This is a genomic window from Streptomyces sp. cg35, assembly GCF_050410835.1.
In the GTDB taxonomy this organism is placed as follows: Bacteria; Actinomycetota; Actinomycetes; order Streptomycetales; family Streptomycetaceae; genus Streptomyces.
Genome location: NZ_CP191268.1, coordinates 8,614,980 through 8,635,090 on the forward strand (window position 1 = coordinate 8,614,980; position 20,111 = coordinate 8,635,090).

Genomic DNA, 20,111 nt, shown 5'->3' on the forward strand with positions numbered 1-20,111 from the left:
GGGGTGAGGGTGACGGCGGCCCGGGAACCGCTGTCACCGAGTGAACGCTCGCCTGGGTCGGCGGGCGCAGTGGAACGCACTCCTCCCATGTGCGGAAGGGGTGAACGGCGTTATGAAACGGCTTAGTTCGAGGTTTGATTTAAGGGTCGAGGCAATCGTTCGGCAACCCCTGGGAAGCGACTTCTTTTCGGGACTCGAAGGGATGGATCACCGTGCACCCCCGTATGGTCCGGTTCACCTGCGTCGATGCCGCTCCCGCGCCGACCGGGCCGGTGCCACGCCATCAGAAAATGAAAGAGCCCCTCCCTCCCGTGAGGTGGGGGAGGAGGGGGCGGCCGGGGCGAGAGGCGCTGCTACGCGCGGGCCGTCAGTCCGTCGAGGATCAGGTCGAGTAGGCGCTCGGCCTGCCGGCGCTCGTCGGGTCCCGCCGATGTCAGGGCTGGACCATGTCCCGGCTGTGGCCGTAGGGATTGCTCCCCGCGGCGGCGATGGCGTGCAGGGCTTCCGCCATGCCGTGCTTGGCGGTGACGTAGTCCAGGAAGAGCCGGGTCCAGGCGCGCAGGGCTTCGAGGGGCGGCCCCGCGGCCGGCAGTCCGGGGACCGCCTCGCACAGCTGGACCACTTCGTTGCGGTACACCGCCTCGATCAGCGCCTCCCTCGTGGGGAAGTTGCGGTACAGCGTGGCGCTGCCCACGCCCGCCTCCTTGGCGATGCGCTCGAGGTGCGCATCCAGCCCTTCGCTCGTGCAGACGCGCACCGCGGCCGCCAGGACCTTGTCCCGGTTGCGCCGCGCGTCAGCTCGCAGCGGGCACGGCCACCCACCTCGCGGAGAAGGGCGCCCGGCTCGTACTCGGCGCCCGGCGGGAGGACCGGCTGAAGGCGGTCGTGGACCGGATCACGGCGCAGGGCGGCACGGCCGTCGGGGCTGTCGTCGAGGTGACGCGCCGCGAGGATCTCAAGCGTCTGACGGACACCGCCCTCGACCGGTCGGCCGGCTGGACGTCCTGGTCTCCAACGCCGGAACCATGGCGGTGTCACCCTTCGACGACCTGCGCCAGGACGACTGGGACGCCATGGTCGCCGCACACATCACCGGCCTGCTGAACGGAATCGGGGCCGCGCTCCCGATCTTCCGCCGCCAGCGCTCCGGCCATTTCGTGAACGTCGCCTCCACCGCCGCCTACGTCGTGAAATCCCCCCAGACCGTGTACGCGGCGACCAAGACGGCAGTGAAGGTGCTGACGGAGGGCCTGCGGCAGGAGTCGAGCCCCGACCTTCGGGTCACCCTCATCCGCCGGGGTTCACCAACACGGAGGGCGTGGGCAAGGGCGGGAGTCCCGAGACCGCGGCGGCGCTCGCCCGGCAGCGTGACGAGATCGCCATGCCACCCTCCGCCCTCGCGTCCGCGATCGAGCAGCCCGCCGGCATCGACGTCGGCGAGATCGTCGTCCGGCCCACGGTGCAGGGCTGACACCGGCCCGGAGGCCGGTTCCAGCACTCGCGCAGTCGGCTTCCCTGTCTGTCGCTGGCGTTTCGCGGACCTGCTCGGTCAGGATGGCCTCATGAAAACGATCTCATTCCCCCAGACCGAACTGCGGGCCTCGAACGTCGTCCTGGGGCTGATGCGTATCGCCGAACTCTCCGATGACAGCGTCCGCACCCTCTACGGCAGCGCCCGGGACGCGGGGATCAACACCTTCGACCACGCGGACATCTACGGACCCTCGCGTCACGCGTGCGAGGAGCGGTTCGGCCAGGCCGTCAAACTCACCGCGGCGGAGCGGGAGTCGATCGTCATCCAGAGCAAGGTCGGCATCCGGCCCGGCTTCTTCGACTTCTCCAAAGAGCACATCGTGCGCACCGTCGAGGAGTCGCTGGCGGCCCTGCGCACCGAGTACCTGGACGTGCTTCTGCTGCACCGGCCCGACACGCTCGTGGAGCCGGAGGAGGTGGCCGAGGCCTTCGACGAGCTCCACTCGGCGGGCAAGGTCGTGAACTTCGGCGTCTCCAACCACACGCCGGGCCAGGTCGAACTGCTCAAGACGGCGGTGCGCCGGCCCCTGGTCGCCAACCAGGTGCAGCTGAGCATCACCCACTGCCCGATGATCGCCTCGGGCATCGCCGCCAACATGGCGGGCCTCGACCAGTCGATCGACCGCGACAACGGCCTGCTCGACTACTCGCGCCTCCAGGGGATGACCCTGCAGGCCTGGTCGCCGTTCCAGAAGGGGTTCTTCGACGGCGTCTTCATCGGCGACCTCGAGAACTACGGGGAACTCAACACCGTCCTGGACGAGTTGGCCGCGAAGTACGAGGTGACCCCGACCGGTATCGCCGTCGCGTGGATCACCCGCCACCCGGCGAACATGCAGGTGGTGCTCGGCACCACCAACCCCGGCCGGGTGGCCGAGTCCGCCGCGGGATCGGACCTCCCGCTGACCCGCGAGGAGTGGTACCGACTCTTCCGCGCGGCCGGTCACACGCTGCCTTAGGTGTGTCAGACCGACACACCTGGCGGCGGACAGGAGTAGTCGGCCCACGGTCCGCAGAGCCCGAAGCGCGGCCCCGGCTCACCGTTCCCCGTGGCGTCGACCTGTTCCACGGCGTTTTGGCCGGAGCGTCCGTGGGCCCGTCATCCGGCCCGCAGAACCTAGTCGATGGCGTCGAGGAACGCCGGAAGGTCGTCGGGGGTGCGCGAGGTGATCAACGTCCAGCCGTTGGCGTCGCAGACCCGCACTTCCTCGTCGACCCAGGTGCCCCCGGCGTTGCGGACGTCGGTGGCCGTTGACGGATACGAGGTCAAGGTCTTGCCCCGCAGGACATCGGCTTCGACGGCGAGCCACGGGCCGTGGCAGATCGCGGCGACAGGACGGCTGGAGGAGGCGACATCACGCAGCGCCTTCACGGCCGTTTCCTGGAGGCGCAGCGTGCCCGCGTTGATCGCGCCGCCCGGAACCAGGAGCAGGTCGTAGTCGTCGACCCGGGCGTTGCCGACGGACCTGTCGATGTTCTTCCAGTACGCGAACGCCCGCTCGGTGACGGGCCCGGTCACGCCGTCGTGCCGATGGGCGCGCGAGTACCCCGGACAGGCGAGTCAAACGTGGCCGGGCTGGTGCGATACCCCCACCGCTCCGACCGCCGTATTCGGCCATCGCCGGGCCGTCCCCTGCACACCTCGCCGCTTCCACTCCGGTTGCTGGTGGGACCCGTGTGGGCGAGTTTGTTAGGGGATACGGGGGTACCCAGAGACGTCGCCCCGTCCCACCCGTTCGATTCTCAGGAGGAGACATGACGAACCCCGATCAGGATCCGAACCAGGCCGAGGGTCCTGCGGACGGTGGTGCGGCGGGTACGCCGGGCGTGCACGACGGCGGTGCCGACGGTGGGGCGGAGGGGCCCGCGGACGGTGGTGCGGCAGGCACCCCGGGAGTCCACGACGGTGGAGCCGACGGCGGGGCCGAGGGTCCTGCGGACGGTGGTGCGGCGGGTACGCCGGGCGTGCACGACGGCGGTGCCGACGGTGGGGCGGAGGGGCCCGCGGACGGTGGTGCGGCAGGCACCCCGGGAGTCCACGACGGTGGAGCCGACGGCGGGGCCGAAGAGTCCGGCAGGGGCGTTTGAGCATCTCTCCCATCGAGCTCCAGGACGCCGACCCCCGGACGGGCGTCGGCGTCCTGGACGCACGCCTGACCCACCTGAGCCGACAGGAGTTCGCCCGCGAGTTCTGGGCCCGCGCACCCTTGCTCACGCGTGGAGCCAGTGATTTCGCCGACCTGTTCTCCGCCGACGCCGTCGATGAGCTGATCTCCCGGCGCGGCCTGCGTACGCCCTTCCTCCGCGTGGCCAAGGACGGTGCCACCCTTCCCGCGTCGTCGTTCACGGCCCCCGGCGGAGTCGGCGCGTCGGTCGCGGACCAGCTCGACGACACCGCCCTGTGGCGCAGCTTCGCCGACGGCGCGACGCTCGTCCTCCAGGCCCTTCAGCGCACGTGGGAGCCGGTGGCCGACTTCAGTGCCCGCCTCGGTACGGAGCTGGGGCACCCGGTGCAGGCCAACGCCTACGTCACCCCGCCGCAGAACCGCGGGTTCGACGACCACTACGACGTACACGACGTCTTCGTCCTGCAGGTCGCGGGCACCAAACGCTGGATCATCCACGAGCCGGTCCATCCCGATCCCCTCCGCGACCAGCCCTGGACCGATCACCGCTCCGCGGTCGAGGAAGCCGCGAAAGGCGATGCCTGTCTCGACACCGTTCTCGAGCCGGGTGACGTTCTCTACTTGCCGCGAGGCTGGCTGCACGCAGCCCAGGCACAAGGTGCCGTCTCGATCCATCTGACGCTCGGGATCCACAACTGGACGCGCCACGCGCTGGCCGAGCAGCTCGCCCAGTCCGCACTGGCGCTGCTGCGGGACGACCCACAGATGCGCAGATCTCTGCCGCTCGGCACCGACGGCCCGGCCGACGAGCTCGGAATCGTCCGCGAGCGCCTCATCGCCGCCCTGACGGAAACGGATCCCGCGCCCCTGTTCCACCGGACCCGGCGGCGTCAGGCCCGCCCGGCGCCGCTGGGACCGCTGGCCCAGCTCGATGCCGTCGACCGCCTCGCCCCTGACTCGCAGGTGCGGCTCCGTGAGGCACTGGACGCGCGGCTGGAAGGCCGCCGCCTGCACACACGCGTCGGCTGGCTCGACTTCCAGGAGAAGGACCTGCCGACGGTGAACCGCCTGCTCGGAGGTCAGGTCCACACCGCTCACGACCTCGGCCTCGAACTCGTCGAGAGGCTCCTGCGCGCGGGCGTCCTGGTGCCCGCCGAACAGTGATGTGGCCGCGGTGACCGCGGAAGCACGGTTCTTCTGCGCCGATGCCGCCCGCTCGCGGGACGACCCGCTGGCGGGCACGGCGCCGTACGGGTCCACCTGGATCCTCATCGAGTACCGAGGCGGCTGGCCGCCCAACGGCTTCGACGGCCTCCCCCTCGACCCCGGCACCAAGGGACTCGTGTTCGCCGCGGCCCAGGCCCTGCGGGCACGGATTCTCCTGATCAGACGCCACGGACGCCGCCTGCCCGAAGAGCCCCGGCGCTGGGCGGTACTGCGCTACGACGACGACGGTGCCCACCGGCAGACGTGGGGCACATGGAACCGTGACGAGGACCTCGCGGGCATCGTCGATGCGCTCGGCACCCCCGGGGAACCGGGCCGCCCGCCCGTCGTCCTCGTCTGCGCCCACGGCATGCACGACGCCTGCTGTGCTGTGCGCGGCCGGCCCGTGGGGCGAGCCCTCAGCGAGCGTTGGCCGGACCTGGTCTGGGAGTGCACCCACGTGGGCGGTGACAGATTCGCCGCCAACGTCATTGTCGCGCCCGACGGGGTCTACTACGGCAACCTCGACGCCGCGTCGTCCGTCAGCGCGGTCGAAGAGCACCTGGCCGACCGTGTGCACGCAGACCACCTGCGCGGCTACACGAATCTCTTCCCGCCCCAGCAGGTCGCTGTCGCAGCTGTCCTCGCACGCTTCGGCCCGGCCGGCCGGCATCACTACGTGATCGAGGAGACGTCGCGCGACCATGACCGCTGGCGCATCCGCGTCACGAGCCGCACGCTCCTGTCCCCGGTGCACGACGTCGAGGTGCGGTCCCATCGAACGCCGCCGCGTCAGTTGACGTGCCGAGGACGATCAGTGAGTTCAGCGGTCGTCTACGAGGCCACGTCGATTCGCGTCGGTTGAGGGTGCTCCTCAGGCTCCTTCGCACGGTGACGATGAGATGTCTCCGTACCTGGCCCCCGGTTCGGAAACGGGTTCGTGGGAGGCTGGCGTCAAGGCGCGCAGGCGGTACGACGCAGGGAGGACGCATGGACTGGCGGGAGTTCGCCGTGCAATTGGCGTCGACGGCGCGGGAGCTGTTGGCGCAGGACTCCGTGGACGGCACGTTGCACAAGGTGACGCACTCCGCGCTGCAGCTTATCGAGGGCTGTGACGCGGCCGGCATCCTCCTGCTGAGCAAGGGACGGACGGAGACGCTCGCGCCCACGGAGCAGCTCGTCAACGAGAGCGACAGGCTGCAGGTCAGTCTGAGGGAGGGGCCGTGCTTCGACGCGGCTCGCACGGGCCACCCGGTGTTCCGCATCAAGGACATGACCGAAGAGAGAGTCCGATGGCCTGCCTACGCGCCTCAGGCGCACGCCCTGGGCATCGGCAGCATGATGGGATTCCTGCTCTACACCGAGGACGAGGACCTGGGCGCCCTCAACGTCTACTCCAGAAGGCCCGGCGCGTTCACCGAGGACAGCCAGACAGCCGGCTGGACGCTGGCCGCACATGCTGCCGTGGCGTTCTCCAGCTCACGGGAGCAGGCGCAGCTGGAGAACGCTGTGACCACCCGGCACACCATCGGAGAGGCCATGGGCATCCTCATGGCCGGGCACAACCTGTCCGAGAAGGAAGCCTTCGACGTACTGCGCCGCTACTCGCAGGAGCGGAACATCAAACTCCGCGAAGTCGCCCGCCGGGTCTGCGCCGAGGGCGGGCTGCGCGAGGAATGACGACCACCCGGACTCTCACACGATCCGGTAGGTGCGGAGGAACGCGGTGAGGTCGTGCGCGAGGAGTTCGGGTTCCTCGGCCGCGCCCGAACCAGTCGAAAGGTCAAGCGGCCGAGGTGCCCCGGGCCGGACGCGGGGAATGGTCGCTGACGGGCAGGGTCGCGGTGATGCGCTTGCCCACGCGGTCCGGGCAGACCTCGACGTGCTGACTGACGGCCTCCAGGATTTCCATGCCGTGCTGGCCCGGACGGGTGGGGTCCGCTTCGAAGGCCTGCGGAAGGGCGGTGCTGCTGTCCCAGACGCTGATCCGCAGGACCGTGTCCGTCAGTTCGAGTTCCAGCAGGTAGGGACCCGGCGCGTACTTCGCCACGTTGGTGACCAGTTCACTGACTGTCAGCTCGCTGACCTGCGCAAGCCGTTCGCTGACCTCACTCGCATGAACGGTGCGCGCATGCTCGAGGAATCGTGCCGCCGCGCGGCGTGCATCACCGGGTCCGGCGTGCTCCTGGGACGAATAAGCCCGGATCAGAGGTGCGTCCTGCTCCAGCCGACAGTGGCATGTCGCCGCCTCCTCAGCCATTGTCCTCTCCTCAATGTCAACGTGCCGTGCACACGCACATCCTGACACCGGCCTCGCCGCGCCATGCGCCTGTGCCGACTTTCTCCACTGTCGCGTGCCGCCACCCGCACAGTCTCTTGATGTGACTCTCGCATCTCGGCCGTGCCGCCGCCTGTCCGGATCGCTGACATCACCCCTGGCTTGGATGTCCGTCCGCGCACGCCGCACGTTCAGGTCCGCGTCAGAGGCCGGGTTCAGCCGCGGCTTCGCGGTCGGCGTCAGCGGTCGCGGTGAGAATGCGTATCTGTTCGTGCGAGCGGCGTGCGGCGCGCCCGATGCGGCGCAGCGGCCATCCCTCGGCGCGGGCCTGAGCGGCGGCCCGCGCCAGCTCGCGCGCGCATACGTCGTCGAGGGCGGCCTCGAGCACGGCGAGGGACGACAGCCTGTCCGCGAGCGGGGTCCGCTCCAGTTCGCGGCACAACTCCTCCGCCTGTGTGGCGAGTTCGCGTATGCGGTCCTGCCACTGGGGCGGGGAAGTCGTGGGCATGTCCGGGCCTCTCCACAGAAGAAGGGGGCCACCACCACAGGCAAACGCCCAGTTCCTTGCAGCGGAGAGTCTGTGCCAGAAGCACTGTCGTCCCACCCTACGCGCCTTGCCTGGGAGCTCCGCCGGCTCGGGTACGGTCGAGCCCGTTCAGCGGGGGATGCGCAGGGCGAGCAGGGCGATGTCGTCGCTCGGGGTGTGACCGGCCACGCTGTCGGTGAGTCGTTCCAGCATCGTGGGGAGATCGACGTCGCGTAGGGACTGCAGTCGGAGCCCGGCCTGAGTGATGCCGTCGTCGATGGTCACACCGGGCCTCTCGACCAGTCCATCGGTGTAGAGGAGCAGCAGGGATCCGGCCTCCAGCAGCCGCCGGTGCACGGTGCGTGGCTTCACGGGCAGTGCCGGGTGGATCAGCAGGCCGTGGTCGGTGAGATGCTCGATGGCGCCGTCGGGACAGATCACGATCGGCGGGGGGTGTCCGGCGTTCGTCCACACCATCTCCCATGCGCCGCCGGTTCCGGTGGGCCGGAGGTGGGCGTGGACGAGGGTTCCGCTGGCCGCGATGCCGAGGGTGAGGCTGGCGAACTCCAGGGCGCTGACGACACGGTCGGGGGTGCTGCCGGGGTGGTCGATGTCGGCCTGGCGGAGCATGCTGCGGGCCTGGCCCATCAGCGTCGCGGCCTGAGTGTCGTGTCCGGTGATGTCTCCGATGCTGGCGACCACGGTCGCCACCGGCACGGTCCGCACGCTGTCGGTGGGGGAGTGGCCGGACGAGGCGACGTCGGTGTCGGTGTCGGGGAGTTGGTAGAGGTCGTACCAGTCGCCACCGACCATGTCGTTGTCCGTGGCCGCCCGGTAGAGCGCCGCGGACTCCAGGCCCTCCACGACAGGGAGGTTGGTGAGCATGGCCATCTGCAACTGGCGGGCCGCATCCGCCCGGTTGTCGACGTACAAGGCGCGTTCGACCGCGCGGGCGGTGTAGCCGGCGAGGGAGGCCAGGACGGCCTGGTCGAGGATATCGATCTCGTGGTCGGCGTCCCAGCCCACCACGAGCACCCCCAGGGGGATGACCGTTCCCGGCAGCGGAACACACACTGCCGTCTGCAGCCCCAACTGGTCGAAGGCCGCGACCGCGTCGGAGCAGTAGCGGGCGGCCAACTCGTTCAGGTCGTGCACGATCACCGTGCGGTTCTCGCGTGCCGCCCGTGCGGTGGGCCATGCCGAGTCGAGTGGGTAGAGCTCGTTGGTCCGCTCCATCTGTACGCCCGCACTGTCACCGACCTCGTCGATCAGGCGTCGCATCATGGTGCCTTCGGCCAGGACCAGACCGACATACGAGGGCTTGAGATCGTTGATCACCAGATCGCTCACGCGTCGGCGTACCTCATCGATCCCCGTGGTGTCGGCCAGCGCGTCCGCGGCCCGGAGCAGCAACTGCGAACGTCCCAGGGCGTTCTCGGCCCGCTGGGCCAGTGCGTAGGCCTCCTGGCGCGCCTGCGCCTCACCGCGCCGCGCCTGTTCACGCTGGCGCGAGGCGATCCGCAGGCGCAGCTCCGTACTGCACGCCGCGGCGAGTTCCTCCAGATCCCGCAGCTCCCGCTCGCTCCACGCGCGGACCCGGGTGTCGATCGCACACAGGGAGCCCAGGACGTGCCCGCTCGCGTCGGTCAGCGGCATCCCGGCGTAGGCGACCACGCCCGGATCGGGCAGGGCCGCACCGGCGCAGGGAAGTCCGTTCTCGCGGGCGTCGCTGATCACGACCGGCCGGGCGGAGGTCACCACGTGCCGGCACAGGGTGTGCGTGAGCGGGGCCTGACGGGCTGTCGCCCACGGATCGGCCAGACCCAGCATGCCGGGGAGGATCTGCCGTTCCGACTCGACGAGCGACACCAGCGCGACAGGTACCCCGACGACCCTCGTCACCAGCCGCGCGAACCGGTCCATCCCCGCATCGGCCTCCGCGGTCAGACCCGTGTCCCGGATCGCGGTGACCCGTACCGCATCGGCAAGAACGGAAGGCAACGGCTGCGCGCCCTCGGTGTTCTCGTGGTCCACGCTGCTCCCTCCCTGTGTCTGCACGCGAACAGTGTCAAATGGATTGACGGAGCAACTCTAGAGGCTTCATCCGGCCCGAACGGCTCACGGCGTACGCATTATGACCACGGCGTCGTCACGGAATCACCGTGACAGGAGTGTTGAGCCGTTGACAGGAGTGTTGAGCCGTTCCGCCCCCGCAGCGACTCGGCGTCCGCCACCATCCGGTGTATGAATCCCGCACCACTCGTCGCCTGGACCGCAAAGCACTTATCGGTCGCCGGCCTCGTCGTCGCGGCCGTTGTCCTCGTGGTCGTCCTCTGCCTCGCGTACCGCGATCGCTCCGCGCCGGCCGCGGACACCGACGACGAGCGCAAGAAGCGAACAGTACGCCAGGTCAAGCGCTCCGCCCTGGCCGCCCTCGCCGGCTCCGCGATCTTCGTCCTCCTCTTCTGGCAGGGCCCCTTGTGGTTCGACGGCATCGACACCCGCGATTCCGAGCTGCAACCAGCCGACGGGGTCATCGTCACCGGCTTCCGCACCGGACTCGTGGCCTTCGCCGCCGGCGTCATCGCCGGAGCAGGCCTCTACTACACGCACAAGAAGCACGAGCTCGAGCAGCAGCAGTTCCTGCATGCCCAGCAGCAGTTCGCCGAGAACCAGAAACAGTTCGAGACGACCCTTCGCGAGACGCAGAAGCGAGACGAGCGCCAGGCGGAACTCACCCGAGAGGGCCAGGTCACCGACCGGTACGTCGAAGCGATCAAGCTGCTGGCATCCGAGAAGCTCCACGAACGACTGGGTGGCATCTACAGCCTGGAACGCATCATGACGGACAGCGAACGCGATCAGCCGACCATCATCGAGGTGCTCGCAGCGTTCGTTCGAAACGTGGAACGCGAAGGGACTGAGGTCGCCGCCGACATGCAGGCAGCGATCAACGTGATGGGCAGGCGGACAAGAACAGACATCAGAATCGATCTGAGCCGGGCTCACCTGTGCGGAGCGAACCTCAACAGCCTCGACTTCCGCGCTGCGGACTTCTCCGGTGCATGTCTCGACGGCGCCAAGCTCATCTACGCTCATCTCACCAGCGCCACGTTCACGGGCGCCACGCTCGACAACGCCGTGATGACCTCCGCCCGGCTCGGCTGCGCCACCTTCATCGAAGCCTCCATGCGTGGCGCGGACCTAGCGGCAGCCGACCTGACCGACTGCTGGCTACCGGCGGACCTCACCGACGCCAACATGCGGTGTGCCGTCCTCACCGACACGAGCTTCAACATCGTGGAAGGGAACCGCTACAAGCCCGGCCTGCAGGAGTTCCGCGCCACCGTCGTCGGAACCGACTTCCTGGGAACCGATCTGCGTCCCGCGAAGAGCCTTCCGGATGCGGCAGACCTGGCCCGGGCTCGGCTCTTCAGCAACACCGAGCTCCCGCAGAAGTTGCTGGAGAGCCCGGACATTCAGGAGGCCATCCTGCCCGTCACACCCGACGACGACCTCGACGCGGTCATGCGGGAGGTGGCTGCCAAGCTGGCCGAACAGGCGGAGGGACGCGGCGAGTGACAAGCGGTGCGCCCGGGCCCAGGTGGCCTGTCCAGTGGTCGAGGCCCGCTGGGGGAGCCGCCAACGCCGCACTTGGATCTAGGCGTTCGGCGGCGGGTAATGGGCCTCGGCCGAGGCGCGGTCGCCGATCGCGAACGTCGACGAGTCCACCGTCCCGATGTGGATGGCGCCTCGTGAGGGCTCGGGCCGGGTGAGGAAATCCCGCAGGGCGCGGCCCGTCGGGAGGACGTGGGGGAGGGAGCTGATCAGGAGAGCGGCGCCCAGCGCGACACCGACCACGCGCCCGACGTCGCCGAGCAGGGCCGCCAGCTGCGGAGCGGTGAGCAGCAGGAACGCCAGGGAGAAGAAGGTCGGGACGTGTTCTCGGTCCGCCTTTATCCGCGCGGCCGTGCGTTCATGGAACTCGACATCGCCTTCGTCGTTGTGGGCGAAGACCTTCCAGTCGTTGATGTCACGAGCGGAGACGGAGATCCGCAGCGTCACGGCCTGGGACCGTTCCAGGTGGCCGATGGTGAAGACGGCCTCTCCCGGGGACTGTTCATGCTCCGGGCGCCGGGCCACGCCCATCTCGCGTTCCGGAGCAGGCGCGGGTACTGCCTCGATGACCTGGCCTCGGGGGAAGCCGAACCGCAGTAGCTGTCCGCGGACGACGCGGTTGCCGGTGTTCTCGACCCGGAACGTCACCGAGTTCAGACCCTCGATGGAGTAGCCGTTGTAGGTGAGTTGGAGCCGCTGACGGATCGAGTCGTCGGTGGACACCATGGCATTGTGGATCTTGGCGTCCCAGTGGAGCCGCTTGGTCGGTTCGCGCCGGAGCTTGACGCGTTCGACGGCAACGGTGCCGAGAATGCCGATGATGCCGCCCACGACGGCGACAACCAGGTTCTGCTGGAACTCACTCAGGCCCGTCTCTGCCGCCGCAGCGGCAGACATCGCCCACTCCATGGCCGTCCCCCAGGTCTCTCTCACCCCAACCCCAGCCCAAGTCACTTTATCCGCTTGCGGGTTGACCAGGCATCACTTGGAAGAGGCAGGACCTAGGAGGATTTCGGATCGCCCTCCGTGTCGATGTGCGGCAGAATCCGGTCGAGCCAGCGCGGTGTCCACCAGGCGCGGGAGCCGAGCAGGGTCATCACGGCCGGGACGAGCAGCAGTCGTACGACGGTCGCGTCGATCAACACGCTGACGGCGAGACCGAGTCCGAGCATCTTGACCACGATGTTGTCGCTGACGACGAACGCGGCGAAGACACTCACCATGATCAGAGCGGCACAAGTGATCACCCGCGCGGTGATCTCCAGAGCGCGGGCGACGCTCGCCTTCGCGTCCCCGGTGCGCATCCAGATCTCGTGGACCCGGGACAGCAGGAAGATCTCGTAGTCCATGCTGAGCCCGAAGATGATCGCGAACATCATCATCGGTACGTAACTCTCGATGGGGACCTTCCCTGACACCCCGAGAGCCGGGCCGCCCCAGCCCCACTGGAACACGGCCACGACGACGCCGTACGAGGCCGCGATGGACAGGACGTTGAGCACCGCCGCCTTCAGGGCGACCAGCAGTCCGCGGAACACGATCAGGATGATGACGAACGCGAGGGCGACCACCACGGCGATGATGAAGGGCAGCCGGTCCGCGACGATGTCACGGAAGTCGACCTGGGCGGCCGTGGTCCCGGTGACGTAGCCCTGGGCGGCAGTGCCGGAGACCGCCTGCGGGAGCGTGTCGTCGACCAGACGGTTCGTGAGATCGGTGGTGACCTGGCTCTGCGGAGACTCCTTGGAGAAGACGGTGCCCACCAGCACGTCCCCGTCCTTGGTGGCGGTCAGCGGTGTGACCGTCGCCGCGCCCGCGACGTCGCTCAGAGATTTCTGCGCCTGCGAAGCCAGCGCGGACCGCTGGTCGGAGGGCACGGCCGACTGGTCGATCACTACGGTCAGCGGCCCGTTGGAACCGGGGCCGAAGGAGTCCGCCATGATGTCGTACGCCCGCCGGTCCGTGAACGATGTCGGGTCGGCACCGTCGCCGATGTGCCCGAGCTGGATGGACAGCACGGGGATGGCCAGAACCACCACGGTCACCAGCCCACCCGCCAAGTACCACAGCGGCCGTCGCTCCACGCGCTGCGCGTACCGGTGCCAGGTGCCGTGTGCGGACACCTCGGGTCCTGCGTCGGCCTCCGCCACGGGTCTGCCCACGCGGTAGCGGTCGATGCGCCTGCCGATGAGTCCGAGCAGCGCGGGGACGAGGGTCAGCGCGCCGGCGACCGCGGAGATGACGGTCACGGCGGCCGCGAGACCGAGTTTGCTGATGAAGGAGACGCCGGAGACGGAGAGGCCGGCCAAGGCGATGATGACGGTGCAGCCGGAGACGAGGACGGCCCGTCCGCTGGTCGCCGTGGCGTGGCCCGCGGCCTGCACCGGATCGGCGCCGTCGATGAGGTTCTGGCGGTGGCGGGTGATGATGAACAGCGCGTAGTCGATGCCGACGCCCAGGCCGATCATGGTGGCCAGGGTCGGTGACACGGTCGCGAAGGTGAACGCGGCGGCCAGGAGACCCAGGCAGGCCAGACCACCGATCACGCCGAGCAGTGCGGTGACCAGCGGCAGCCCGGCAGCGAGCACGCTGCCGAATCCGATGAGGAGGACGACGATCGCCACCGCGAAGCCGATCGCCTCGCTGACCCGGTCGTCGGCCGCGGGCCGGGCCAGTTCACCCAGCGGGCCGCCGTACTCGACGTCGACCCCGGCCGCGCGGAGGGGCTGCACAGCGCTGTCCACGCCCGGCAGGTAGTCGTCGCCGAGGGTGGAGGGCTGCACATCGAAGCGCACGGTGATGTAGGCGGTCTTTCCGTCGTCGGACAAGGGCCCGACGTTCGGTTGCTGGGACTGACCCGAGGCGGGCTGTGAACTCGACGGAAGCGGATTCTGCGCCGACAGCACATGCGGCAGCTTCTGCAGATCACCGACCGTCTGCCCCATCTGGGAACTCACCGACGACAAGGCCTTCTGGTCATCGCGCAGGACGATCTGGCTGCTGTACCCGCCTGCCGCGGGGTCGTGCTTCTGGAGCACGTCCACGCCCTTCGACGACTGGACGCCGGGCAGACTGAAATCGTCCGAGTACTCGCCGCCGAACGACCGGTTGAGCACTTGGAGCGCCGCCAGGACGACCAGCCAGGCGACGATGACGATCACGGAATGCCGAGCACACCACTGCCCCAGCGCCCGTAGTCTCCCGATCCGGCTCGGGGCACCCTCTGACGTGTTCTGGGTCGCGGACATGTGCTGCTCCTGGGAGGGAGAAGATCCCCTCTACGTTCATTAAACGCTGGCATGTTCACCGCGTCCTGGCGAAGGCACGGAGCAGGGGCAGAGACAGGGATCCGCCATCGGGCTGCCGGGATCCGGTGATGCGTTACGGCGTGGAGGACGGGGGATCGAGTCGCAGGCGCGGAGCGGGCGGAAGGGGCGTGCCGGCTTCCTCCTCCGGCACGGCGCTGAACGCCTCGATCACGTAGGCGGCGAAGCGGCGGGACGCCGTGAGCCGGGTGGCGCGTGGGGCGTCCTGGATGCCCCGGTGGGCCATGAGCATGAGGATCAGGTCGTCGACGACGAAGCCGGGACGCAGCGGGCCGGTCGCCTGGGCGCGGCGGGCCAGTTCGGCGACTGCGCGCAGGGTCTGTTCCCGGTCGGCCGTGAAGTCCATGGCTTCGGGGAAGGTCGTCATGAACGTGTCGGCGAATCCCCGGCTGTGGGCGTGGAGTTCACAGATCTGCTCGACCAGACTCCGGAAACCGTGCCACGGGTCCGCGTCCGCGAGGGCGTCACGGACGACGGCACGACAGGCGCGCCGCTGCTCGGCGAACGTCTCGGTGATCAGGGCCCGCTTGGTCGGGAAGTGCCGGTACAGCGTGGCGGGGCCGACCTCCGCGAGCCGGGCGATCTCGCGCATGGGAGCACCGAGGCCCTCCGCGCCGAACACGGCGCGGGCGGCTTCCAGGATGCGGGCCCGGTTGTCGCGGGCGTCGGAGCGCACGGTGTGAGGCAAGTGTCCGGTCATCGCCTCTCACTTTAGCCAAACGGACGGGGGCGTCCGTTACGGTCCGATCCGGTCGGGCCGTCACAGCGGCGCCCCGACCGTCCACCGACCGAGGAGCCGGAATGAAAGCCGTTGTGATCAGGACGTTCGGAAGCCCGGACGGGCTGGAGGTCGTCGACAGGCCCGTGCCGGTCCCCGCCCCGGGGCAGGTGCTGATCGGCACGGAGGCGATCGGTGTCGGCGGTGTGGACGCCGTGATCCGCCGGGGAGCGCTCGCCGCCTACGGTTTCCGGGAAGGCCATCTCCTCGGCAGCGAGGTCGCGGGCATCGTCACCGCGGTGGGGGAGGGCGTGGACGCCGCGTGGACCGGCCGGCGGGTGTGGGCGTTCACCGGCCTTTCAGGCGGGTACGCCGAACAGGCCGTCGCCGCCGTCGAGGACGTGCTGGTGCTGCCCGACGGCCTGACCGGCAGCGATGCGGTGACGCTCGGCGGCTCCGGCCCGGTCGCCCACTTCGCCCTGGACCGCGCCCGCCTCGCGCCCGGCGAGACGGTCCTCGTGCGGGGTGCGGCGGGCAGCATCGGGATCACCGCGGTCCAGCTCGCGGCCAGGGGCGGTGCGGGCGCGGTGGCGGTCACCACCTCGTCCGCCGAGCGCGGCGCCCGGCTGCGGGACCTGGGGGCGACCCATGTCCTGGACCGCTCCGGCGAGGGCGGCCCGGACGCGCCCGCCGGGTTCGACGTGGTGATCGACGTCGTGGGCGGTGAGCAGCTCCCGCTCTTCCTCGACCGGCTGAACCCCAACGGACGGTTCATCGCCGTCGGCGTGGTCGGCGGGCAGCCCCCGGCCGACTTCGGTCTCCGGCTGATGGACGCCTTCCGCAGGTCCCTGTCGTTCGCCACCTTCAGCTCCGACTCCGTTCCCGGCCCCGACCGGCAGGCCGTGCGGGCCTCCCAGTTCGCCGCCGCGAGCCGCGGGGACCTGCGCACGGTCGTGCACGAGGTACTGCCGCTCGACCAAGCGGCGGCGGCCCATCACGCGATGGACGCGGGCAAGGTGTTCGGCAGGGTCGTACTGGTTCCCTGAGGAGAGGGCAGAGGAGCCGAGAGCCCGCCGGTCAGCCGGTGTGAAGGACCCGGAAGCGCTCGGGTGCCGCCGGGTCCCGATCGACGACGTGGACCGGTGCCCCGGCCCACTGCCACACGCTGCTGCCTGACGGGCGGGTGAACCGGATCTGTCCGCGGGTGCCTTCGACCGTGACGCCCGGCCAGGACGCGGCGATACGTGCCCGGTCCGTGCCGTGGGAGCGGAGCACCTCGGCGAGGACGGTGATCGCGTCGTAACCCTCGTAGGCGACGAAGGAGGGAGCCGCGGCCAACTGCTCGCGCAGGACCGCACCCACACGTGTGCCGAGCGGGCCGAGGTGCTCGGGAAGGTAGCGCAGGAACGGGATCGCGGCACCGTCCGCGCCCAGCAGTTCGGCCCATGCGGCGAACTCCGGCTGCCCCGCCGGAGCTCCGATCAGGAGCTCGGCGAGGCGCTGGTCGTGGCGGACCGCCTTGACGATCGGCACGGCCGGCTCCGGGTGTCCGACCAGGAGAAGGAGGGCTGTCACGCGCTGGTCGACGAGTGCGTCGCACACGGCCGCGGGGGTGAGTGCGCCCATGTCGAGTTCGATGACGCAGCCGCCTCGTGGAGTCAGCCGGTCCCGCAGAATGCGGGTCCCTGAGGCCCAGTAGACGCTCGGCTGGGTTGCCACGGCGATACGGCTGTGACCGGCGTCGAGCAGGAAGTCCGCGTAGACCTCCCAGCCCCGGGACTGCGGCGGGGGCAGGCGCGCGACCCACTGCGTCGGCTGTTCGGTGAGCGCGTCGAGGACCGCTGACGAGCAGAGGAACGGCAGGCCGAGGCTGTCGGCCCTGGCGGCAGCGGCGCGCGCGACGACGCTGTGGTACTCCCCGGCCACGGCGGCCACGCCCAGGTGCGCCAACTCGTCGACGGCCGCCGCGGCCTTGTGCGGATCGGCCGCGGTGTCCCGGACCACCGGTTCGAGCGGTCGTCCGGCGATCCCGCCGGCGGCGTTGACGTCGCGCACGGCCAGTTCGAGACCTGCGAGCAGGTGCCGGCCCGCTTCGGTCCAGCCGGGTCGAGTGAGCGGAACGAGAGCGCCGATCCGTACGGGTGGCCCGTCGGTCCGCTCCGCAGGTGGCGATGGTGGCGTACTCATGCGTCGGCGTCTCCCGTGCGGCGATTCGGTGGCAGTGACCGTCCCCGGTCTCCGGTCGTGCCCGAGGGTTCCGGCGTCACCGGAGCCACAGACTCGCAGATGGCACCCACGGACCGACGAGCAGGGGGCGCCGGACTGCACGACACGTCAGGCGACGCAAGAATCCAACAGGTCAACGCAATTCCATTCCTCGCAGACGGAAATCTCGCACGAATCCCTTGTGGTGATGTGCCAAGTCGCCCTACTGTCACCGCACTTGCGCATCGCCCGCGCGTTCTCCCGAGAGAATCGAGAACCGGATGTACTCCACCCGCACGGCCGCGGGAAGCCGCCGCGTCCCGCGCCGAAGACCAGTCCGGCTCGTCGCCACCCTGACGGCGACCGCGGCCGGGCTCTCCCTCGCCGTCGTCCAGCCGGCCTTCGCCACCGGCAGGGCGACGCCCGCGCCCACCCCTGTGACCCGCGCGGCCCTCGCCCCGTCACTGGTCGAAGGCCGCGGCGCCGACGTGCCGTTCGCGGAGCAGGAGGCGGAGAGCGCACGGACGAACGGCACCGTCATCGGCCCGGACCGCACCGCGTACACCCTGCCCTCGGAGGCGTCGGGCCGCTCCGCGGTGAAGCTGAAGCCGGGGGAGTACGTCGAGTTCACGCTGCCGCGCGCGGCCAACGCGCTCACCGTGCGCTACAGCGTCCCGGACGCCCCCGGCGGGGGCGGCATCACGGCCCCGCTGGACCTCACGGTCGACGGCAGGCGCCAGGCGCCCATGACGCTGACCTCGCAGTACTCCTGGCTCTACAACCAGTACCCGTTCAGCAACGACCCGCAGGCCGACCTGCTGCACCCCGACTGGTGGATCACCGAGTGCGGCTGCGTCCCGTCGGCGACGACGCCGACTCCCGTCATCGACAAGCCGTTCAGGCCCAGCCACTTCTACGACGAGCAGCGGGTGAAGCTGGGCAGGACGTACCGGGCCGGGGACACGGTCCGCCTGACCGCCCCCGCCGGCACGAAGGCCGCCTGGACGGTCATCGATCTGCTCGACTCGGAGCTCATCGGGGCACCGCACATCGAGCTCCGCGCCGCCAACGTCCTGGCCTACGGCGCCGATCCGACCGGCCGCCGCGACTCCGCGGACGCGATCGACAAGGCCATCGCCGCGGCGAAGCGCCGCCACCTGAAGGTCTACCTGCCACCGGGCACCTACCAGGTCAACCGGCACATCGTGGTCGACGACGTGACGATCGTCGGCGCGGGCAACTGGTACACGACCGTCAAAGGCCGCCAGGTCACCCTCGACAGCCCCGCTCCCGACGGCTCGGTGCACACCGGCGTCGGCTTCTACGGCAAGGACGCGTCGGACGGCGGCAGCCGCAACGTCCACCTGTCCGGATTCGCGATCCAGGGCGACGTCCGTGAACGCATCGACACCGACCAGGTGAACGCCGTCGGCGGCGCGATGAGCGACTCCACGATCGACGGCCTGTACCTGCAGCACACCAAGGTCGGCCTCTGGTTCGACGGCCCCATGAAGAACGTGCGGGTGACGCGGAACGTCATCGTCGACCAGATCGCCGACGGCCTCAACTTCCATACAGGCGTGACCGATTCGGTGGCCGCGCAGAACTTCGTACGGAACACCGGTGACGACGCGCTCGCCATGTGGTCGGAGAAGCAGCAGAACGCGCGCAACAGCTTCTCCCGCAACACGATCCAGACCCCGGTCCTCGCCAACGGCATCGCCCTGTACGGCGGCACGGACAACGAGGTCACCGGCAACCTGATCGCGGACCCGGTCCGCGAGGGCAGCGCCATCCAGGTCGGCTCCCGCTTCGGCGCCGAGTCGTTCACCGGCCGCCTCCGGATCACCGACAACACGACCGTGCGCGCCGGGACGTACGAACTCAACTGGAAGATCGGACTCGGCGCCATCTGGTTCTACGCCCTGGAGAAGGACATCGACGCCGACATCCAGGTCACCGGGGACCGCTTCCTGGACAACACCTACAACGCGATCATGCTCGTCTCCGACTACTCGGTGAAGGACAAGTACTCCATCAGGAACGTCCACTTCAAGGACATCAAGGTCGACGGCACCGGCACCTCGGTGCTCAGCGCCCGCGCGGCGGGCTCGGCGTCCTTCGAGAACGTCGACGCGCGCAATGTCGGCGCGGTGGGCGTCAACAACTGCGGAGCGTTCAACTTCCCCGCCACCGGTTCGGAGTTCACGGTCGAGGACCGCGGCGGAAACGACGGCGGCGGCACCACCGGCCCCTGGCTCGCCGCCTGGGAACTGCCGAACACGATCACCTGCGACGACCGTCCGCCGGTGGTCCCGCCACCCGCCCCCGGCGCGTGGTGAACTGACCCGTGTGCCCCGGGCGGAACCAGCCGCCCGGGGCACACGACGACGGCTCGCGTCGCGCTGCCGGGGTCAGCTGCGCCGGACGCAGGCGAGCAGGATGTCTACGAGCCTGTCGGCGTACTCGGCCGGGTCGATGCGCGGGCTCCTGGCGCGCGTGCGCAGGGGGCTGTGCCGGTTGACCGACCGGTCAATAGGGGAGAGCTCGGGGGCACCCGGCCGGTCGCATCCCC

16 protein-coding genes and 2 pseudogenes are annotated in these 20,111 nt (G+C 69.8%); 8 read left to right on the top strand and 10 right to left on the bottom strand.

Annotation, left to right across the window (positions count from 1 at the left end; genetic code table 11):
- Nucleotides 1-353 precede the first annotated feature (353 nt).
- Nucleotides 354-805, bottom strand: a pseudogene (locus tag ACQUQD_RS39710) (TetR/AcrR family transcriptional regulator).
- Nucleotides 806-810: 5 nt separating this feature from the next.
- Between ACQUQD_RS39710 and ACQUQD_RS39715 the strand changes: the two are divergent.
- Together ACQUQD_RS39715 and ACQUQD_RS39720 are read left to right on the top strand one after the other, a co-directional pair.
- A pseudogene (locus tag ACQUQD_RS39715) lies at nucleotides 811-1,471 on the top strand (SDR family oxidoreductase); the annotation flags it as partial.
- A 91-nt stretch (nucleotides 1,472-1,562) separates the two neighbouring features.
- The gene (locus ACQUQD_RS39720; RefSeq protein ID WP_428957093.1) at nucleotides 1,563-2,492 is read left to right on the top strand and encodes an aldo/keto reductase; all 930 of its coding nucleotides are present in this window, start codon (nucleotides 1,563-1,565) and stop codon (nucleotides 2,490-2,492) included.
- Between the two features lie 158 nt (nucleotides 2,493-2,650).
- Here ACQUQD_RS39720 and ACQUQD_RS39725 read toward each other — a convergent pair whose 3' ends face one another.
- Together ACQUQD_RS39725 and ACQUQD_RS39730 are read right to left on the bottom strand one after the other, a co-directional pair.
- Entirely contained in the window at nucleotides 2,651-3,052 is a 402-nt protein-coding gene (locus ACQUQD_RS39725) for a DJ-1/PfpI family protein (RefSeq protein WP_428957094.1), read from the bottom strand.
- 224 nt (nucleotides 3,053-3,276) lie between these two features.
- Nucleotides 3,277-3,573 carry a hypothetical protein gene (locus tag ACQUQD_RS39730; protein ID WP_428957095.1) on the bottom strand — a complete coding sequence of 99 codons (297 nt, stop codon included), beginning with the start codon at nucleotides 3,571-3,573 and terminating at the stop codon, nucleotides 3,277-3,279.
- Between the two features lie 44 nt (nucleotides 3,574-3,617).
- On the opposite strand from ACQUQD_RS39730, the gene ACQUQD_RS39735 reads away from it, so the two are divergent.
- The 3 genes from ACQUQD_RS39735 (at nucleotide 3,618) to ACQUQD_RS39745 (ending at nucleotide 6,545) form a co-directional block, all read left to right on the top strand.
- Entirely contained in the window at nucleotides 3,618-4,823 is a 1,206-nt protein-coding gene (locus tag ACQUQD_RS39735; protein WP_428957096.1) for a cupin domain-containing protein, read from the top strand.
- A 10-nt stretch (nucleotides 4,824-4,833) separates the two neighbouring features.
- Complete coding sequence (locus ACQUQD_RS39740) at nucleotides 4,834-5,730, top strand: sucrase ferredoxin (RefSeq protein WP_428957097.1); 897 nt, start codon at nucleotides 4,834-4,836, stop codon at nucleotides 5,728-5,730.
- 125 nt (nucleotides 5,731-5,855) lie between these two features.
- Nucleotides 5,856-6,545 carry a GAF and ANTAR domain-containing protein gene (locus tag ACQUQD_RS39745; protein ID WP_428957098.1) on the top strand — a complete coding sequence of 230 codons (690 nt, stop codon included), beginning with the start codon at nucleotides 5,856-5,858 and terminating at the stop codon, nucleotides 6,543-6,545.
- A gap of 103 nt (nucleotides 6,546-6,648) precedes the next feature.
- On the opposite strand, the gene ACQUQD_RS39750 is transcribed toward ACQUQD_RS39745, so the two are convergent.
- From ACQUQD_RS39750 to ACQUQD_RS39760, 3 genes are all read right to left on the bottom strand, one after another.
- Entirely contained in the window at nucleotides 6,649-7,125 is a 477-nt protein-coding gene (locus ACQUQD_RS39750) for an ATP-binding protein (protein ID WP_428957099.1), read from the bottom strand.
- 220 nt (nucleotides 7,126-7,345) lie between these two features.
- Nucleotides 7,346-7,651, bottom strand: a complete 306-nt coding sequence (locus ACQUQD_RS39755) for a hypothetical protein (RefSeq protein ID WP_428957100.1) — start codon at nucleotides 7,649-7,651, stop codon at nucleotides 7,346-7,348.
- Nucleotides 7,652-7,798: 147 nt separating this feature from the next.
- Complete coding sequence (locus ACQUQD_RS39760) at nucleotides 7,799-9,727, bottom strand: GAF domain-containing SpoIIE family protein phosphatase (protein ID WP_428957101.1); 1,929 nt, start codon at nucleotides 9,725-9,727, stop codon at nucleotides 7,799-7,801.
- A 186-nt stretch (nucleotides 9,728-9,913) separates the two neighbouring features.
- Here ACQUQD_RS39760 and ACQUQD_RS39765 point away from each other — a divergent pair, with 186 nt between their 5' ends.
- Nucleotides 9,914-11,251 carry a pentapeptide repeat-containing protein gene (locus tag ACQUQD_RS39765; protein WP_428957102.1) on the top strand — a complete coding sequence of 446 codons (1,338 nt, stop codon included), beginning with the start codon at nucleotides 9,914-9,916 and terminating at the stop codon, nucleotides 11,249-11,251.
- A 78-nt stretch (nucleotides 11,252-11,329) separates the two neighbouring features.
- On the opposite strand, the gene ACQUQD_RS39770 is transcribed toward ACQUQD_RS39765, so the two are convergent.
- The 3 genes from ACQUQD_RS39770 to ACQUQD_RS39780 form a co-directional block, all read right to left on the bottom strand.
- On the bottom strand, nucleotides 11,330-12,184 hold the full coding sequence (locus ACQUQD_RS39770) for a hypothetical protein (RefSeq protein ID WP_428957103.1): 855 nt from the start codon (nucleotides 12,182-12,184) through the stop codon (nucleotides 11,330-11,332).
- A gap of 104 nt (nucleotides 12,185-12,288) precedes the next feature.
- Entirely contained in the window at nucleotides 12,289-14,535 is a 2,247-nt protein-coding gene (locus ACQUQD_RS39775; protein ID WP_428957104.1) for an MMPL family transporter, read from the bottom strand.
- Between the two features lie 133 nt (nucleotides 14,536-14,668).
- Nucleotides 14,669-15,313: a TetR/AcrR family transcriptional regulator gene (locus tag ACQUQD_RS39780; RefSeq protein WP_428957105.1), complete on the bottom strand. Its 645-nt coding sequence runs from the start codon at nucleotides 15,311-15,313 to the stop codon at nucleotides 14,669-14,671.
- 101 nt (nucleotides 15,314-15,414) lie between these two features.
- On the opposite strand from ACQUQD_RS39780, the gene ACQUQD_RS39785 reads away from it, so the two are divergent.
- A complete protein-coding gene (locus tag ACQUQD_RS39785; RefSeq protein ID WP_428957106.1) occupies nucleotides 15,415-16,377 on the top strand; it encodes a zinc-binding dehydrogenase in 963 nt (320 codons plus the stop codon).
- A gap of 31 nt (nucleotides 16,378-16,408) precedes the next feature.
- Here ACQUQD_RS39785 and ACQUQD_RS39790 read toward each other — a convergent pair whose 3' ends face one another.
- The gene (locus tag ACQUQD_RS39790; RefSeq protein WP_428957107.1) at nucleotides 16,409-17,518 is read right to left on the bottom strand and encodes an ABC transporter substrate-binding protein; all 1,110 of its coding nucleotides are present in this window, start codon (nucleotides 17,516-17,518) and stop codon (nucleotides 16,409-16,411) included.
- A 299-nt stretch (nucleotides 17,519-17,817) separates the two neighbouring features.
- On the opposite strand from ACQUQD_RS39790, the gene ACQUQD_RS39795 reads away from it, so the two are divergent.
- Nucleotides 17,818-19,878, top strand: coding sequence for a glycosyl hydrolase family 28-related protein (locus tag ACQUQD_RS39795; protein ID WP_428957108.1), 2,061 nt, complete (start codon nucleotides 17,818-17,820; stop codon nucleotides 19,876-19,878).
- Nucleotides 19,879-20,111: the final 233 nt, after the last annotated feature.

Coding starts and splice junctions, on each gene's coding strand:
- ACQUQD_RS39720 (WP_428957093.1), top strand. CDS start 1,563: ATGAAAACGATCTCATTCCCCCAGACCGAACTGCGGGCCTCGAACGTC.
- ACQUQD_RS39745 (WP_428957098.1), top strand. CDS start 5,856: ATGGACTGGCGGGAGTTCGCCGTGCAATTGGCGTCGACGGCGCGGGAG.
- ACQUQD_RS39750 (WP_428957099.1), bottom strand. CDS start 7,125: ATGGCTGAGGAGGCGGCGACATGCCACTGTCGGCTGGAGCAGGACGCA.
- ACQUQD_RS39755 (WP_428957100.1), bottom strand. CDS start 7,651: ATGCCCACGACTTCCCCGCCCCAGTGGCAGGACCGCATACGCGAACTC.
- ACQUQD_RS39765 (WP_428957102.1), top strand. CDS start 9,914: ATGAATCCCGCACCACTCGTCGCCTGGACCGCAAAGCACTTATCGGTC.
- ACQUQD_RS39770 (WP_428957103.1), bottom strand. CDS start 12,184: ATGTCTGCCGCTGCGGCGGCAGAGACGGGCCTGAGTGAGTTCCAGCAG.
- ACQUQD_RS39775 (WP_428957104.1), bottom strand. CDS start 14,535: ATGTCCGCGACCCAGAACACGTCAGAGGGTGCCCCGAGCCGGATCGGG.
- ACQUQD_RS39780 (WP_428957105.1), bottom strand. CDS start 15,313: ATGACCGGACACTTGCCTCACACCGTGCGCTCCGACGCCCGCGACAAC.
- ACQUQD_RS39785 (WP_428957106.1), top strand. CDS start 15,415: ATGAAAGCCGTTGTGATCAGGACGTTCGGAAGCCCGGACGGGCTGGAG.
- ACQUQD_RS39790 (WP_428957107.1), bottom strand. CDS start 17,518: ATGAGTACGCCACCATCGCCACCTGCGGAGCGGACCGACGGGCCACCC.
- ACQUQD_RS39795 (WP_428957108.1), top strand. CDS start 17,818: ATGTACTCCACCCGCACGGCCGCGGGAAGCCGCCGCGTCCCGCGCCGA.